15 protein-coding genes are annotated in these 14,291 nt (G+C 61.1%); 6 read left to right on the forward strand and 9 right to left on the reverse strand.

The window, feature by feature from the left end:
* Genes arnC through arnF form a run of 6 tightly spaced genes read left to right on the forward strand, consistent with a single transcriptional unit; the run spans window position 1 to window position 6,250 of the window.
* Complete coding sequence (gene arnC / locus EKN38_RS17410; RefSeq protein ID WP_014833626.1) at window positions 1-984, forward strand: undecaprenyl-phosphate 4-deoxy-4-formamido-L-arabinose transferase; 984 nt, start codon at window positions 1-3, stop codon at window positions 982-984.
* On the forward strand, window positions 981-2,963 hold the full coding sequence (gene arnA / locus EKN38_RS17415; RefSeq protein WP_014833625.1) for a bifunctional UDP-4-amino-4-deoxy-L-arabinose formyltransferase/UDP-glucuronic acid oxidase ArnA: 1,983 nt from the start codon (window positions 981-983) through the stop codon (window positions 2,961-2,963). The genes arnC and arnA overlap by 4 nt, the downstream gene beginning before the upstream one ends.
* Window positions 2,960-3,862, forward strand: coding sequence for a 4-deoxy-4-formamido-L-arabinose-phosphoundecaprenol deformylase (arnD, locus tag EKN38_RS17420; RefSeq protein WP_014833624.1), 903 nt, complete (start codon window positions 2,960-2,962; stop codon window positions 3,860-3,862). Before arnA ends, arnD begins: the two co-directional genes overlap by 4 nt.
* Window positions 3,859-5,514 (forward strand): lipid IV(A) 4-amino-4-deoxy-L-arabinosyltransferase, encoded by a 1,656-nt coding sequence (arnT, locus tag EKN38_RS17425; RefSeq protein ID WP_014833623.1) that lies wholly within the window; start codon window positions 3,859-3,861, stop codon window positions 5,512-5,514. Before arnD ends, arnT begins: the two co-directional genes overlap by 4 nt.
* Entirely contained in the window at window positions 5,511-5,849 is a 339-nt protein-coding gene (gene arnE / locus EKN38_RS17430; protein ID WP_043951709.1) for a 4-amino-4-deoxy-L-arabinose-phosphoundecaprenol flippase subunit ArnE, read from the forward strand. The genes arnT and arnE overlap by 4 nt, the downstream gene beginning before the upstream one ends.
* Entirely contained in the window at window positions 5,846-6,250 is a 405-nt protein-coding gene (arnF, locus tag EKN38_RS17435; RefSeq protein WP_043951708.1) for a 4-amino-4-deoxy-L-arabinose-phosphoundecaprenol flippase subunit ArnF, read from the forward strand. Before arnE ends, arnF begins: the two co-directional genes overlap by 4 nt.
* Here arnF and acpT read toward each other — a convergent pair.
* Genes acpT through EKN38_RS17480 form a run of 9 tightly spaced genes read right to left on the reverse strand, consistent with a single transcriptional unit; the run spans window position 6,183 to window position 14,290 of the window.
* Window positions 6,183-6,800: a 4'-phosphopantetheinyl transferase AcpT gene (gene acpT / locus EKN38_RS17440; RefSeq protein WP_014833620.1), complete on the reverse strand. Its 618-nt coding sequence runs from the start codon at window positions 6,798-6,800 to the stop codon at window positions 6,183-6,185. The genes arnF and acpT overlap by 68 nt on opposite strands.
* Window positions 6,801-6,802: 2 nt before the next feature.
* Window positions 6,803-8,032 (reverse strand): beta-ketoacyl-ACP synthase, encoded by a 1,230-nt coding sequence (locus EKN38_RS17445; RefSeq protein WP_014833619.1) that lies wholly within the window; start codon window positions 8,030-8,032, stop codon window positions 6,803-6,805.
* Window positions 8,029-8,760: a 3-ketoacyl-ACP reductase FabG2 gene (locus EKN38_RS17450; RefSeq protein WP_014833618.1), complete on the reverse strand. Its 732-nt coding sequence runs from the start codon at window positions 8,758-8,760 to the stop codon at window positions 8,029-8,031. Before EKN38_RS17450 ends, EKN38_RS17445 begins: the two co-directional genes overlap by 4 nt.
* Window positions 8,757-9,230 carry a 3-hydroxy-fatty acyl-ACP dehydratase gene (locus tag EKN38_RS17455; protein ID WP_014833617.1) on the reverse strand — a complete coding sequence of 158 codons (474 nt, stop codon included), beginning with the start codon at window positions 9,228-9,230 and terminating at the stop codon, window positions 8,757-8,759. The genes EKN38_RS17450 and EKN38_RS17455 overlap by 4 nt, the downstream gene beginning before the upstream one ends.
* Entirely contained in the window at window positions 9,227-10,396 is a 1,170-nt protein-coding gene (locus EKN38_RS17460) for a beta-ketoacyl-[acyl-carrier-protein] synthase family protein (RefSeq protein WP_014833616.1), read from the reverse strand. The genes EKN38_RS17455 and EKN38_RS17460 overlap by 4 nt, the downstream gene beginning before the upstream one ends.
* A 1-nt stretch (window position 10,397) precedes the next feature.
* A complete protein-coding gene (locus tag EKN38_RS17465) occupies window positions 10,398-10,976 on the reverse strand; it encodes a DUF3261 domain-containing protein (protein ID WP_126522492.1) in 579 nt (192 codons plus the stop codon).
* Window positions 10,976-13,297, reverse strand: a complete 2,322-nt coding sequence (locus tag EKN38_RS17470; protein WP_043951707.1) for an MMPL family transporter — start codon at window positions 13,295-13,297, stop codon at window positions 10,976-10,978. The genes EKN38_RS17465 and EKN38_RS17470 overlap by 1 nt, the downstream gene beginning before the upstream one ends.
* Complete coding sequence (locus EKN38_RS17475; RefSeq protein ID WP_014833613.1) at window positions 13,266-13,871, reverse strand: outer membrane lipoprotein carrier protein LolA; 606 nt, start codon at window positions 13,869-13,871, stop codon at window positions 13,266-13,268. The genes EKN38_RS17470 and EKN38_RS17475 overlap by 32 nt, the downstream gene beginning before the upstream one ends.
* Window positions 13,868-14,290 (reverse strand): acyl-CoA thioesterase, encoded by a 423-nt coding sequence (locus tag EKN38_RS17480; RefSeq protein ID WP_014833612.1) that lies wholly within the window; start codon window positions 14,288-14,290, stop codon window positions 13,868-13,870. The genes EKN38_RS17475 and EKN38_RS17480 overlap by 4 nt, the downstream gene beginning before the upstream one ends.
* Window position 14,291 lies beyond the last annotated feature (1 nt).

Below are 14,291 nucleotides of genomic sequence, written 5' to 3' on the forward strand. Positions count from 1 at the left end.
ATGTTCAGTGCACCACCTGTACAAAAAGTTTCTGTGGTGATCCCGGTTTATAACGAGCAGGAGAGCCTGCCGGAACTGATCCGCCGCACCACCGCCGCCTGTGAGACGCTGGGCAAAGCCTATGAAATCCTGCTGGTGGATGATGGCAGCAGCGATAACTCCGCCCTGATGTTGACCGAGGCTGCGCAGGCCGAAGGCAGCCATGTCGTTGCGGTGCTGCTTAACCGCAACTACGGCCAGCACTCGGCCATTATGGCCGGGTTCAGCCACGTGACGGGCGATCTGGTCATCACCCTGGATGCCGATCTGCAAAACCCGCCGGAGGAGATCCCCCGGCTGGTCGCCAAAGCCGATGAAGGGTACGACGTGGTGGGTACGGTACGGCAGAATCGTCAGGATAGCCTGTTCCGCAAGCTGGCTTCCCGCACCATCAACCGCCTGATCCAGCGCACCACCGGCAAAGCGATGGGCGATTACGGCTGCATGCTGCGCGCCTATCGCCGCCATATTGTCGACGCCATGCTGCACTGCCATGAACGCAGCACCTTCATTCCGATTCTGGCGAATACCTTTGCCCGTAAGGCGACGGAGATCCCGGTGCTGCACGCCGAGCGTGAGCACGGGGAATCGAAGTACAGCTTTATGCGTCTTATCAACCTGATGTACGACCTCATCACCTGCCTGACCACCACGCCGCTGCGCCTGCTGAGCGTCTTCGGCAGCATTATCGCGCTGGCCGGGTTTACGCTTTCCGTTTTGCTGGTCGTCCTGCGTCTGGTCTTTGGCCCCCAGTGGGCGGCGGAAGGGGTCTTCATGCTCTTTGCCGTGCTGTTCATGTTCATCGGCGCCCAGTTTGTCGGGATGGGGCTGCTCGGTGAGTACATTGGCCGTATCTATAACGATGTTCGCGCACGTCCGCGCTACTTTATTCAACGTGTTGTCCGCCAGGAACACAAAGTCTCTCAAGAGGAAAAACACCCATGAAAGCTGTTGTCTTTGCCTATCACGATATGGGGTGCGCGGGCCTGCTTGCCCTGCTTGAAGCGGGTTATGATATCGCTGCCATCTTCACGCATCCGGATGCCGCGGGAGAGAATAATTTCTTTGGCTCCGTGGCGCGTATCGCCGCCGAGCGCGGCATTCCGGTCTATGCGCCGGACGATATCAACCACCCGCTGTGGGTGGATCGCATTCGCGCCGTCGCGCCGGATGTCATCTTCTCGTTCTACTACCGCAACCTGATTTGCGACGATATTTTACGTCTGGCGACGAAAGGGGCATTTAACCTTCACGGCTCATTGCTGCCCGCCTACCGTGGCCGCGCGCCGCTGAACTGGGTGCTGGTGAATGGTGAAACTGAAACCGGTGTGACCCTGCACCGCATGGTGCACCGCGCGGATGCGGGCGCCATCATTGCGCAGCAGCGTGTGGCCATCGGCGCGGATGAGACGGCGCTGCAGCTTCATCAGAAACTCTGCTCGGTGGCGCAAAGCTTGCTGCGCGATGCACTGCCGACCATCCTGAACGGCACCTTCAGCGAGACCGCTCAGGACGAGAGCAAGGCGAGTTGTTTTGGCCGCCGCACGCCGGAAGACGGCCGTCTGGACTGGAACAAGCCCGCCCGCCAGCTGCACAACCTGGTGCGCGCAGTGACCGACCCCTGGCCGGGGGCGTATAGCTTTGCCGGCGTCAGCAAATTCATCGTCTGGAAATCCAACGTGCGCGATGACGTCCCGGCCGCGAAACCGGGCACCATCGCCTCTGTCTCTCCGCTGATTGTCAGCTGCGGCGAGCAGGCGCTGGAGATCGTGACCGGTCAGACCGACAACGGCGTTTATGTTCAGGGGGCGCAGCTGGCGCAGTCTCTGGGGCTGGTTCCCGGCGCCTTGATCACCAGCGCCCCGGTGGTGGCAATTAAGCGCCGCACCCGCGTGTTGATCCTCGGCGTGAACGGTTTTATTGGTAACCACCTGACCGAGCGTCTGCTGAAAGACGATAACTACGAAATTTATGGCCTCGACATTGGCTCCGATGCCATCAGCCGTTTCCTTGACTGCCCGCGTTTCCATTTCGTGGAAGGGGATATCAGCATTCACTCCGAGTGGATCGAGTACCACATCAAAAAATGCGACGTGGTGCTGCCGCTGGTCGCCATTGCCACGCCGATTGAGTACACCCGCAACCCGCTGCGCGTATTCGAGCTGGACTTTGAAGAGAACCTGAAGATTATCCGCGACTGCGTGAAATACGATAAGCGCATCATCTTCCCGTCCACCTCAGAAGTGTACGGCATGTGTACCGATAAAAACTTCGATGAAGACACCTCTAACCTGGTGGTCGGGCCGATCAACAAGCAGCGCTGGATTTACTCCGTCTCCAAACAGCTGCTGGACCGCGTGATTTGGGCCTACGGCGAGAAAGAAGGGCTGCGTTTTACCCTGTTCCGGCCGTTTAACTGGATGGGGCCACGTCTGGATAACCTGAACGCGGCGCGCATTGGCAGCTCCCGCGCCATTACCCAGCTGATCCTGAACCTGGTGGAAGGCTCGCCCATTAAGCTCATTGAAGGCGGTAAACAAAAACGCTGCTTCACCGACATCAGCGATGGCATCGAAGCTCTGTTCCGCATCATCGAAAACAAGGATGGCCGCTGCAACGGGGAGATCATCAACATCGGCAACCCGGATAACGAAGCGAGCATTCGAGAACTGGCCGAAATGCTGTTGGCCAGCTTTGAGCGCCATCCGCTGCGTAACCAGTTCCCGCCGTTTGCAGGATTCCGCGAAGTGGAAAGCAGCAGCTACTATGGCAAAGGCTACCAGGACGTTGAGCATCGCAAACCGAGCATTCGCAATGCGAAGCGCTGCCTGAACTGGACGCCAACGGTGAAGATGGAGCAGACCATTGATGAGACGCTCGATTTCTTCCTGCGCACCGTGGAGCTGTCGGAACAGGCCTCATGAAAAAAGTCGGTTTACGCATTGATGTCGATACCTTCAGGGGAACGCGTGACGGCGTTCCCGGACTGCTGACGCTGCTGAGCAAGCACGATGTGCGTGCCAGCATCTTCTTCAGCGTGGGGCCAGACAACATGGGACGTCATTTATGGCGTCTGGTTAAACCGGCATTTCTGTTCAAAATGCTGCGCTCGCGCGCAGCATCGCTCTACGGCTGGGATATTTTGCTGGCCGGTACCGCATGGCCCGGCAGGCGTATCGGCGCGGGTAACGACGCCATCATCCGTGAAGCAGCGCAGCACCATGAGGTTGGCCTGCATGCCTGGGATCACCATGCCTGGCAGGCCTGGGCGGGCGTCTGGGATATTCCTCGCCTGGCCCGGGAAATCGAGCGTGGTCTGCGGGAGCTGGAGGCCATTATCGGTCAACCGGTGCGCTGCTCCGCCGTGGCGGGATGGCGTGCGGATCAACGCGTCGTGAAAGCCAAAGAGACGTTCGCGTTTCGCTACAACAGCGATTGCCGGGGTAGCGGACCGTTTTTACCGCAGCTCGGTGAAAACCGCGTTGGCACGGTGCAAATCCCGGTCACACTGCCCACCTGGGATGAAGTGGTGGGGCGCGAGGTGACCGCCGACGACTTCAACCGCTACATTCTGGACTGCATGCATCGCGACACCGGCACCCCGGTCTACACCATTCACGCCGAGGTGGAGGGGATTGCGTATCAGCATGATTTCGATGCGCTGCTGACGCTGGCGGCGCAGGAGGGGATTCAGTTCTGCCCGTTGATCGACCTGCTGCCAGACGATCTTAGTACTCTGCCTGTCGGCAAAATTGTGCGTAATGACATGGCTGGCCGGGAAGGCTGGCTTGGCTATCAACAAACCGTGAGTCCGGTACCATGAAAGTCGCCCGTTATGGCTTAGTGCTGTTCGCCCTGTTTATTGTTTACTACCTCATTCCGGTTGATATCCGTCTGTTATGGCAGCCTGATGAAACGCGCTATGCGGAAATCAGCCGTGAAATGCTCGCCTCCGGCGACTGGATTGTGCCCCATTTTCTGGGGCTGCGTTACTTTGAAAAGCCGATTGCCGGTTACTGGGTCAACAGCCTCGGGCAACTGCTGTTTGGCCACACGAACTTTGCCGTGCGCGCCGGGGCCATTTTTTCCACCGGCCTGACGGCGCTGCTGGTCATCTGGATGGCCTGGCAACTCTGGCGTGATAAACGCGTTGCCCTGTTCTCCGGCCTTATCTTCCTGACGCTGTTTCTGGTGTATGGCATTGGCACCTATGCCGTGCTCGATCCCATCATCACCCTGTGGCTGGTGGCGGCGATGTGCAGTTTCTGGCTGGCCTCGCAGGCGCACACCCTGGCTGGCAAAGTGGGGGGCTACATATTGCTGGGGCTGGCCTGCGGCATGGGGGTGATGACCAAAGGTTTCCTCGCCCTGGCGGTGCCAGTGCTTGGCGTCCTGCCGTGGGTGATAGCCCAAAAGCGCTGGAAAGAGGTGCTGATTTTTGGCGGGCTCGCCATCCTGAGCTGCGTGCTCATTGTCCTGCCCTGGGGGCTGGCGATTGCCTGGCGTGAACCCGATTTCTGGCGCTACTTCTTCTGGGTTGAACACATTCAGCGTTTTGCCCAAAGCGACGCCCAGCACAAAGCCCCGTTCTGGTATTACCTGCCATTCCTGGTCGCGGGCAGTCTGCCGTGGCTGGCGCTGTTGCCCGGTGCGCTGCGTCTGGGCTGGCGTGAAAAACATCCTGCAGGCGGCGGACTTTATCTGCTCGGATGGGTGGTGATGCCATTTTTGTTCTTCAGCATCGCCAAAGGTAAGCTGCCGACCTACATCCTGCCGTGTTTTGCCCCGCTGGCTATCCTGATGGCGCGCTATGCCTGCCTTGCGGCGGAAAAAGGTGCCAGGGCGTTACGCATTAACGGCGGGATTAACCTGGCGTTTGGCGTCATCGGCGTGGTGGCGGCGCTGGTGGTCTCTCCGTGGGGGCTGGCTAAGCATCCGGTCTGGACGTCGGTCGAACTGTATAAAGTCTTCTGCGCGGTGGTGGCCTTCCTCGTCTGGGCCGTGGTGGGCTGGTTTAGCTTCAGACGGAGCCAGCAGCGCTGGTGGCTGGCGGCGCTGTGCCCTGCCGGGCTGGCGTTGCTGATTGGCTTTGCCATTCCCAACCTGGTGGTGGATTCCAAACAGCCGCAGTCGCTGGTGGATACCGTGCGCGACCCGCTCCAGCAGAGCCGGTTCGTGCTGGCCGATAACGTCGGCGTGGCGGCAGGGCTGGCGTGGGAGCTGAAGCGTAACGACATCATCCTGTTTGGTCAGAGCGGTGAGCTGCGCTACGGGCTGGATTACCCGGATGTGAAAGACCGCTTTATCAATAAAGATGACTTTGCGCAGTGGCTGGCGACGCATCGCCAGCAGGGGAGCGTGTCGCTGGTGATCCTGCTGTCGAAGAACGACGATCTGAAACGAGCCAACCTGCCAGCGCCTGACCACCTGTATATCCAGGGGCGGCTGGCTTACCTGCAGTATCTCCCGCAATGATGACCTGGCTGTGGCTGGTGCTGGCAAGTCTGCTGACCTGCGCGGGACAGCTCTGCCAGAAGCAGGCGACCCGTCCGGCGACAACCGGGCGGCGTGGCGCGCATATTATGCTGTGGATGGGGCTCGCCTTGCTGGCGCTGGGCTGCGGCATGCTGGTCTGGCTGGGGGTGTTGCAGCGTCTTCCCGTCGGGGTGGCCTATCCGATGCTGAGCCTTAATTTTGTCTGGGTGACACTGGCGGCGAAGGGACTCTGGTATGAGAGGGTGGCCTGGCATCACTGGCTGGGCGTTGGGTTGATCATCACCGGGATAGTGTTGCTGGGAGGAAGCCTGTGAAAGGGGTGTTCTGGGCCTTATGCAGCGTGGTGTTAGTCAGCGTGGCGCAGCTGCTGCTGCGCAGTGCCATGCAGGCGCTTCCGCCCGTCGGCGAGGCGTTGGCATTTTTCAGGGCCCTCTGGCATTTCTCGTCCGGTACCGCCGCGCTACTGCTGGGGCTGATGGGCTATGTGGCCTCTATGGGCTGCTGGTATCTGGCGCTGCATCGCATGGCACTCAGCAAAGCGTATGCCTTGCTGAGCCTCAGTTATATTCTGGTGTGGGGCGCGGCGATCCTGCTGCCCGGCTGGGGCGAGTCGTTCTCGTGGCAGGGGCTGGCGGGCGTCGGGTTGATTATGCTGGGCGTGCTGGTGATATTTCTGCCCCGGACATCGGGTGGTGAAAAATCGCCCCGGGGGTAAGGGTAAACGGGGTGGGCGTGCAGACGGCGAGACTCAGGGAGCCAAACTGAAGCTGGCTGACCGAGTGGGTCTGTGAGGTGCTGTCGATGCTGACAATCTGCCAGGCGCTGCCGCCTCGCTGCTTCACAATCGCCTCCTTACGCGTCCAGATCCCCCAGAACGCGGAGAGCTTCGCCTCCTGCGCTTCGCGTTCCAGCTCCGCATGCTCCGCCACGCTGAACACCGCGTTCGCCAGTGCCTGCCAGTTTTCACGCGGGCGTATCACTTCGATATCGCAGCCTACTTCACCTTCATCGCTCACCAGCAGGGCAATGTCGTCCCCGCTGTGGCTCAGGTTAAACCAGAGCCGATGATCTTTCGCAAAGGCGGGTTTCCCCTGTTCGCCGTACACAATGTCGGGCAGCGGAGACGGGGACAATGCCCGGGCGAGCAGCGTCCTGCCTGCCAGCCAGGAACGGTGTCGCGCACCCTGAGGTGCCATATCTGCGAGCGTTGACGCCAGCGGGTCCGCGCTAAGGGTGGAGATTTTTCCCAGTATAAACTGGTACATAGTTACGCCCAGCGTTTGATAATGATTGAGGTATTGATGCCGCCAAACGCGAAGTTATTGCTTTGCAGATACTCGCAGTCAATCTGACGGGCTTCCCCCATAATATAATCTAAAGCACCGCATTGCTCATCCGGTTGTCTTAAATTGAGCGTCGGGGCAAACCAGCCTTCACGCATCATCTGCACGCTCATCCACGCTTCCAGCGCACCGCAGGCGCCTAACGTATGGCCAAAATAGCTTTTCAGCGAGGAGATGGGGACGTTGTCGCCAAAGATGGCCGCAGTGGCCTGGCTTTCGGCGATATCACCGCGATCGGTGGCGGTGCCGTGGGCGGAGATATATCCGATGTCCGATGCGCGTAAGCCTGCTATCGCCAGCGATTGCGCCATGCAAATCTGCATGGTTTCACGCTGCGGCTGGGTAATATGCGCCGCATCGCAGTTGGTGGCAAAGCCCACGATTTCGCCGTAGATGGTCGCCCCGCGCGCTTTGGCGTGCTCCAGCTCTTCCAGAATCAGCGTGCCTGCCCCTTCGCCGATGACCAGCCCATCGCGCGCGGTATCGAAGGGCGACGGCGTGGTTTTCGGCACGTCGTTGCGCTGGCTGGTGGCGAACAGCGTATCAAATACCGCCGCTTCTGACGGACAAAGCTCCTCGGCGCCCCCGGCGACCATGACGGTCTGATAACCATGGCGAATGGCTTCCCAGGCGTAACCAATCGCCTGGCTGCCGGAAGTACAGGCACTCGACGTGGGAATGACGCGCCCCCGCAGACCAAAGAACAGGCCGGTATTGACCGCGGTGGTGTGCGGCATCATCTGCACATAGGTGGTGCCGGTGATGTTGTTGGTGTGTTTTTCCATCAGCATGGAGGCGAAGTCGCTGACCGGTCCTGTGCTACCCGTGGACGACCCATAGGCGATGCCGGTTTGCCCCTGCGTCAGTACCGGGTCATCGATCAGGCCCGCCTGCTCAAGTGCCAGTTCGGTGGCGCGGGTAGAGAGCAGCGACACGCGACCCATGGCGCGAATGCGCTTGCGGGTATAGTGTGCCGGGAGGGTGAAATCCTCGATAGGGGCGGCCAGCAGGGTTTGCAGACCGGCATACTCTTGCCACTCCGTCATGGTGCGTACGGCATTTTCGTAGCCGAGCAGCCGCTGGGCAATGGTCGGCCAGTCCTCGCCAAAGGCGGTCACGCCCCCCATCCCCGTAATCACCACCCGACGCGTCATAACATCCCCCCGTTGATCGAGATCACCTGGCGTGTCACATAGCCTGCCCGGTCCGACATCAGATAACTTGCCAGACCGGCCACCTCGTCGGCCTGTCCCATGCGCTGCATCGGGATCATGGACATGGCCTCTTTCAGCGCGGCCTCTTCCATCTCGATCATGCCGGTATCAATCAGCCCTGGCGCGATGCAGTTGACGGTAATTTTGCGCTTTGCCAGTTCAATGGCCAGCGCCTTGGTGGCGCCGATAATACCGGCCTTGGCGGCACTGTAGTTCACCTGCCCACGGTTGCCCATCACGCCTGACACGGACGACAGGGTAATAATTCGTCCGCCCTTGCGGGTTGCGATCATCGGCATGATGCAGGGATGAATGACGTTATAAAAACTGTCGAGGTTGGTGTGGATGACGCTGTCCCAGTCCTCGTCGCTGAGCGCCGGAAACGCGCCATCGCGGGCGATTCCGGCATTGCTGACCACGCCATACCATGCGCCAAAGGTGCTGATTTCCTGTTCCAGAACCTCGCGGCACTGCTCGCGGTTACCCACGTCAAAGGTCAGTAAACGGCCCGTTCCGCCAGCCTGAACAATGCTCTCCAGCGTCTCGCGCGCACCGTCAGCATCACGATGGTAATGCACGCCCACGGTGAAACCGTCAGCCGCAAGCTGACGGGCGATGGCGCGGCCAATGCCTTTGCTGGCGCCCGTGACCAGTACGGAACGTGTCATGATGAAGCTCCCTGGGTGAAAAGTGAGGTTAATTCGTCTTCGCTGGGCTGGAACGTATTCACGCGGCCCGTGGCAAGAGGGGCGTTATCTGCCTGAATCGTGCATTCAAAGCTGCCAAAGCGTTCGTCCTGCATCAGGCGCTCGATGGTAATGGTTAACGTGGTGCCGGCGGCAAAGTGGCCCGTGCTACACACCAGCTCGCGCGCACCCAGCACCATGCCCAGCGGACTGTGGGGCAGCCCTTTTTGCAGACGGTGCCATTCAGACCAGACGCCCACGGTCTGGGCCATCAGTTCCAGCGCAAACCAGCCCGGCAGATCGCCGTCAGCGTTCAGGAACGGCGCAAGCACACCGTGCCCGTCGACCGTGACGCTGCACACCGCGCTGCTGTCGGTGACACGCTCAACGCGCTCCAGCAGCATCATCGGCGCATCGTGAGGCAGGTAGTCGGCGGGGGATAAATAGCTCATGACACTCTCCCCAGCAGCAGGCTGGCGTTGTTTCCGCCAAAGGCGAATGAGTTCGATAAAATCACCGGTTTTTTCAGGGGCGCACGCTGATGCAGCAGGCCGCAGGGCGGCAGCGTGTCGTCCGGCGCGTAGCGGGAAAAATCCTGCGGCGGCAGCGGCAGGTCACGGGTCAGGATCAGCCAGCTTAATGCGGCTTCAGTGATCCCGGCCGCGCCAAGCGTATGGCCGGTGAGGTGTTTGGTGGAGCTGCACGGTACCCGGTCGCCAAAGAGGGTGTTAATCACGTGCGCCTCAATCCGATCGTTGAGGGGAGTGGCGGTGCCGTGCAAATTAATATAGCCCACCTCGTCTGCCGTCATGCCTGCCGCCTTCAGCGCCTGAGTAATAGCGCGAATGGCGCCTTCCCCCTCGGGATGTGGGGCAGAGATATGGTACGCATCGCTCGATTCGCCCGCCCCCAGCAGCGCCACCTGATCCGCTTCGCGGGTCAGCACCATGAGGGCCGCCGCTTCACCGATGGTGATCCCCCGGCGGTCGCGGCCAAACGGTTCGCACTGCGTGGGCGAGAGCGATTCAAGGCTGTTAAAACCATTGACCGGCATACGGCTTAAGCTGTCTGCGCCGCCCACAAGGGCGACGTCCACCAGACCGGCCTCAATCAGACGCTGCCCGCTGATGATCGCCCGGGCGCTGGAGGAGCAGGCGGTCGAAATGGTATACGCCGGGCCATCCAGCTGCAGCCAGTTGGCGAGGAAGCGGGAGGGGTCGCCCAGCTCCTGCTGCGGGTACTGCCATTGCGGGCTGCGTTCGCCGTTCAGGGAGAGGCGCACGTACTCATCGCCTTCATCCAGCCCTGAGGTGCTGGTGCCCAGCACCACCGCCACGCGGTCGCGGCCCACGCGGGCGATGGCGGCCTCAACGGCAGGCTGAATCTGTGCCAGCGCCGCCAGCAACAGCTGATTATTACGGCTGCGGTGTGCTGCCAGGCTATCCGGTATCGGCGGCAGTTCACCCTCAACGCCGCCCAGCATGGCATCGGGTAAGCCTTGCAGCCATCCGGCGCGATGACGCATCCCCGGCGCTACCCCGGCGTTCAGGTTGGCCGCGATCTCATCGGCCGAGTTGCCCAGCGCGTTGACCATGCCAACAGCGGAAATGAAAATCATCTCAGTCACCCAGATATTGAATGGTGATGTGGTATTTAAAGACGTGCTGCGCAATGCTGATCGGCTCGCGCTTACCGTTGCGTTGCAGGTAGACAATCTCGGTGACCAGCTTGCCGTCAGGGTTACGCAGTTCGCGTCGGGTGCCAGTATCGTTTAGCGTCCAGCCTTTCGGCAACTGCGACTGCCAGGCGCTGAGCGGCCAGTGGCTGAGCATCACATCCGCCAGCACCTGGCTGGCGGGCGGCAGCTGGGGCATAACAACCGACTGCTCGGTATGGATCCCGCTGCCATCGTAGGTTGCGAGGAACAGGCGGATCCCCACCGACGAGAGCCCGGCAAGCGTCACTTTTTGCCCGTCAGCGTTCAGCAGAACCAGCAGCGACTGGGTCTGGCCGTTAAACCGGCCGGTCAGCAACTGCTGAGAACGGATGGCTGGCGTAATGCCCGGCGGTGGCAGCGTCACCTGCGAGCCCGGCTGCAGCCAGGCCTGCGGGCGAGTTTCTTCAGTATCGGTCGAATGGCTGCAGCCTGCCAGCAGCAGCGTCGCAGCCAGCGCGGCGGCGCGGTAAAAAGCGTTCATCAGGGTTTTCTCTCGTTCCTGGCCGGCATCGCCAGCGGGGCCAGCAGGAAGGCGGTAAAAATACCGCTTACCAGCACGATACCAAAGCTGCTGATGGCCTGCGTCGCGCTGAACACCAGCATGCCCAGCGTCAGCAGCGTGGTCATCATCGCCAGGGTGATAGCCAGCATCGACGTCAGCGGCGTGCCGCGCGGGTTACTGAAAAACAGCGTGTAGTTGATGCCAATGCCGAGCACCAGCACCAGCGCCAGCAGTGAAAACAGATTGACGGAATGCCCGGCGATGGCCAGCGCCGCCAGCCCGCAGCTGAGCGATAGCACTGACGGCACCAGGCTGATAAGCCCCTGGCGCCAGCCAAGACGGAGCATCGCGCCGCAGGCGATCACCGCCAGCGCCACGCACAGTAGCCCCGTCAGCAGCGTGCGGTAGAGGGCAAACAGGCTGTCAAAACGGGCCTTGCGATCGACCCAGACAACCCCTTCATGTTGCGCCGCCCGTTCACTCAGTGCCGCGCTGTTTTTGACGCCGTCCACCGGGACGAGCACGCCGCTTTGGCCGTCCGGCAGGGTCAGCCAGAGCAGACGCCAGCCTTCGCTGGCCGGGCTGGCAAGCCAGGCCTCCGCGCTGACAGGCATCGGCGTCAGATTCGGTGAGACAGCGTTCAGTCCGGCGCTGTGCAGCACGTTCATTACCGCAGGCGCAGCGTGGTGCAGCAGCGCAAGATCGCTTTTTTGCCGCTTCATGGAGTTCAGCGGCAGGGTTCGCCAGCTTGCCAGCTCACCCGCTTTTTGCGCCTGCGCCAGCGCCGGGGTAAAAGCCTCCAGCCGCTCCAGCGTCTGCTGGGCTGACGCGCCGTAAACCACAAACCATTTCTGATCGACGCGCTGGCCGGTCAGGGCGGTGATGGTCTTCTCCTGCGCCAGAATCGTTTTTGGCAGCGCCTGCAGCTGAGCAATATCGTCGTCCACCTTCAGGGTGCTAATCCCTGCGGCGGAAAGGAGCGCCAGCGTGACGGGCAAGCCAACCGCGAGTGTCTTTTTGCGTCGCCAGGCGGCCAGCCAGCGCGACATCGCTCTGCTGGCCGGAACCGGGCGTACCGGCATTCCACGGCACAGCCAGGGGTGCCAGAAAATTACCGTCAGACAGGAGGCGCTCAGCCCCACGGCGGCAAACAGCGCCATCTGGCGGATCCCCGGGAAGGGGGCCAGCATCATAATCAGGTACGCCACGACGGTCGTCAGAAGCGCCAGCAGCAGGGCATGACGCACTTTATCCAGACTTTGCCACGGTGAATTTTCGCCACCGTGCACCAGCCGTTCGGTCAGGTAATAGAGGGTGTAATCGGCTGAAATCCCGATGATGCTCATGCTCATCACCAGCGTCATCAGATGCAGCTCGCCAAAGAACAGCAGGGTGGTGACCGTGCCCGCCAGCGCGCCGATGGCAATGGAGATCGCGCACAGCAGCAACGGACGCAGGGAGCGGAACGTCGCCACAATCAGCAGGAACACCCCCAGAAGGGTGGCGACACCCAGCGTGGAGATATCCCGTTTGGCCTGCTGGCTGGCGTAATCGCTGTAAAACACCGTGCCGCGAGACAGCAGTTGCGCCTGTGGGTAATGCGTTTTCAGCGTCGCCTGCAGCGCGTTCAGGGTGGTCACCAGCCGGTGGGTTTGCTGCATATCAAAGGAGGATCCGGCCAGCTCGCCGTGCAGCAGATACCAGTAGTTTCCGGCGTCATCCTGCGTCACCAGCCAGCCGTCCATCAGCCGCAGCTTCTGGCCGTTTTGCGCCAGCGCGAGCTGCGCGCCGCGCATCAGCATCAGCGGATCGTTTTGCAGCTCCTTGCCGCTTACGCCGGAAAAGGCCGAATAGAGCTGAGATAACACCCACTGCGCCTGCGCTTCACCGCCGTTTTGCAGGCGGGCGCGGGTGGCGGGGTCAATCAGCCCGTTGCGGTGCTGCCAGAAGAACTCGCCCCAGGCTTTTTGCCCGGTGGCGTCCATGGGCCCTTTAACTTCGCTCAGCGCACCGCTGCGTTGCAGCAGCGTCAGCCACTGCTGCGCCACGCGCGGATCGGGTTTTTTGCCGGGGCTGACCAGCCAGACAAGCTGACGGTCGAGCCGCTGCATAAACCCGTCGTTAAGCGCCGGAGGGATCGCCCCCAGCGTCTGTGTCGGCAACATAGCCAGCACGCTGCTGTTCAGGCGCGCGCCGGGCAGCAGCGATACCAGCAGGCCCAGCAGGATCAGGCATACCGTGGCCCACAGCAGCGCCGGGCGCAGCGATTTACGGTGCGGCAAAGCGTTGGCGTTCGTCATCGGTCAGGCTGGCGGGTGTCAGTCGGTGGCGGGAGAGGGTGATATCCGTGCGGTCGCCCTGTTTGTCGTTGAGACGAACAGACTCCAGATACGTCGCACCGCCCAAATCGAGGGTGGTGAAAAGGGTATTCAGCGGCGTTGTTGTAGGGGTGAGCACCAGCGACCAGCGGCCTTCCCCCTGGTCTTTAAAATCGATGCGGAAATTGTCTTCCAGCACCTTGCGGTCGGCCTGGAACAACGCCCGCAGCAGTTGGTTGAACTGGAACATCTGCGGATTATTGTCGGCGGTAATGGTCTGCGGCGGCTGGCCGTTGATGGTCTGCACCATCCGTTTGTCATCCAGCAGCAGCGTCATGGGAAACGGGGCCTTTTGATCCCACAGCAGGCCGCTGTCACGGGCGATCACCATCTCGCCCTGCGAGCGCAGTGGCTGCGGCATGTCTTTAATCGTGCGAACCTGTTCGAAGTGCGCGCGCACCACAGGTTGCTCTGCGAACCGCTGTTGCAGTTCATCCAGCGTCACGGCGCTGACCAGCGGGCTGAATATCAGTGCCAGCAAAGGCAACCATTTCATGGCGTGACTCCCATACGTTCAAACAAGATCCCCGGGCTGACAAAGCACATTTCGCGGGTGGACTCGTCGACCGCCACCTGGATGGTGTAACCGGTGGTGGTGCGTTTACCGGTCTGCGCGTCGAAGATTTGATAGGCAATGCGCAGGCGGTTTTCATACTCTTCAATGTGCGCCCGGACCCGGATGCGTTGCTCAAACGTCACCGCATCGCGGTATTTCACCCGCGTATCGACCACCGGCCAGACATAGCCGGAGGCTTTCATCTGGCGATAGCCGTAGTCGAACTGATTGAGCAGCGCTTCGCGGGCTATTTCAAAGTAGCGGAAATAGTTGCCGTGCCAGACCACGCCCATCATGTCGACGTCGTGGAACGGGACGGTGATTTCAACTTCCGTCGTAAAGCGGGGATCGGTCAGCACC

The sequence above is a fragment of the Enterobacter sp. WCHEn045836 genome (assembly GCF_003965585.1).
GTDB lineage: Bacteria > Pseudomonadota > Gammaproteobacteria > Enterobacterales > Enterobacteriaceae > Enterobacter > Enterobacter dissolvens.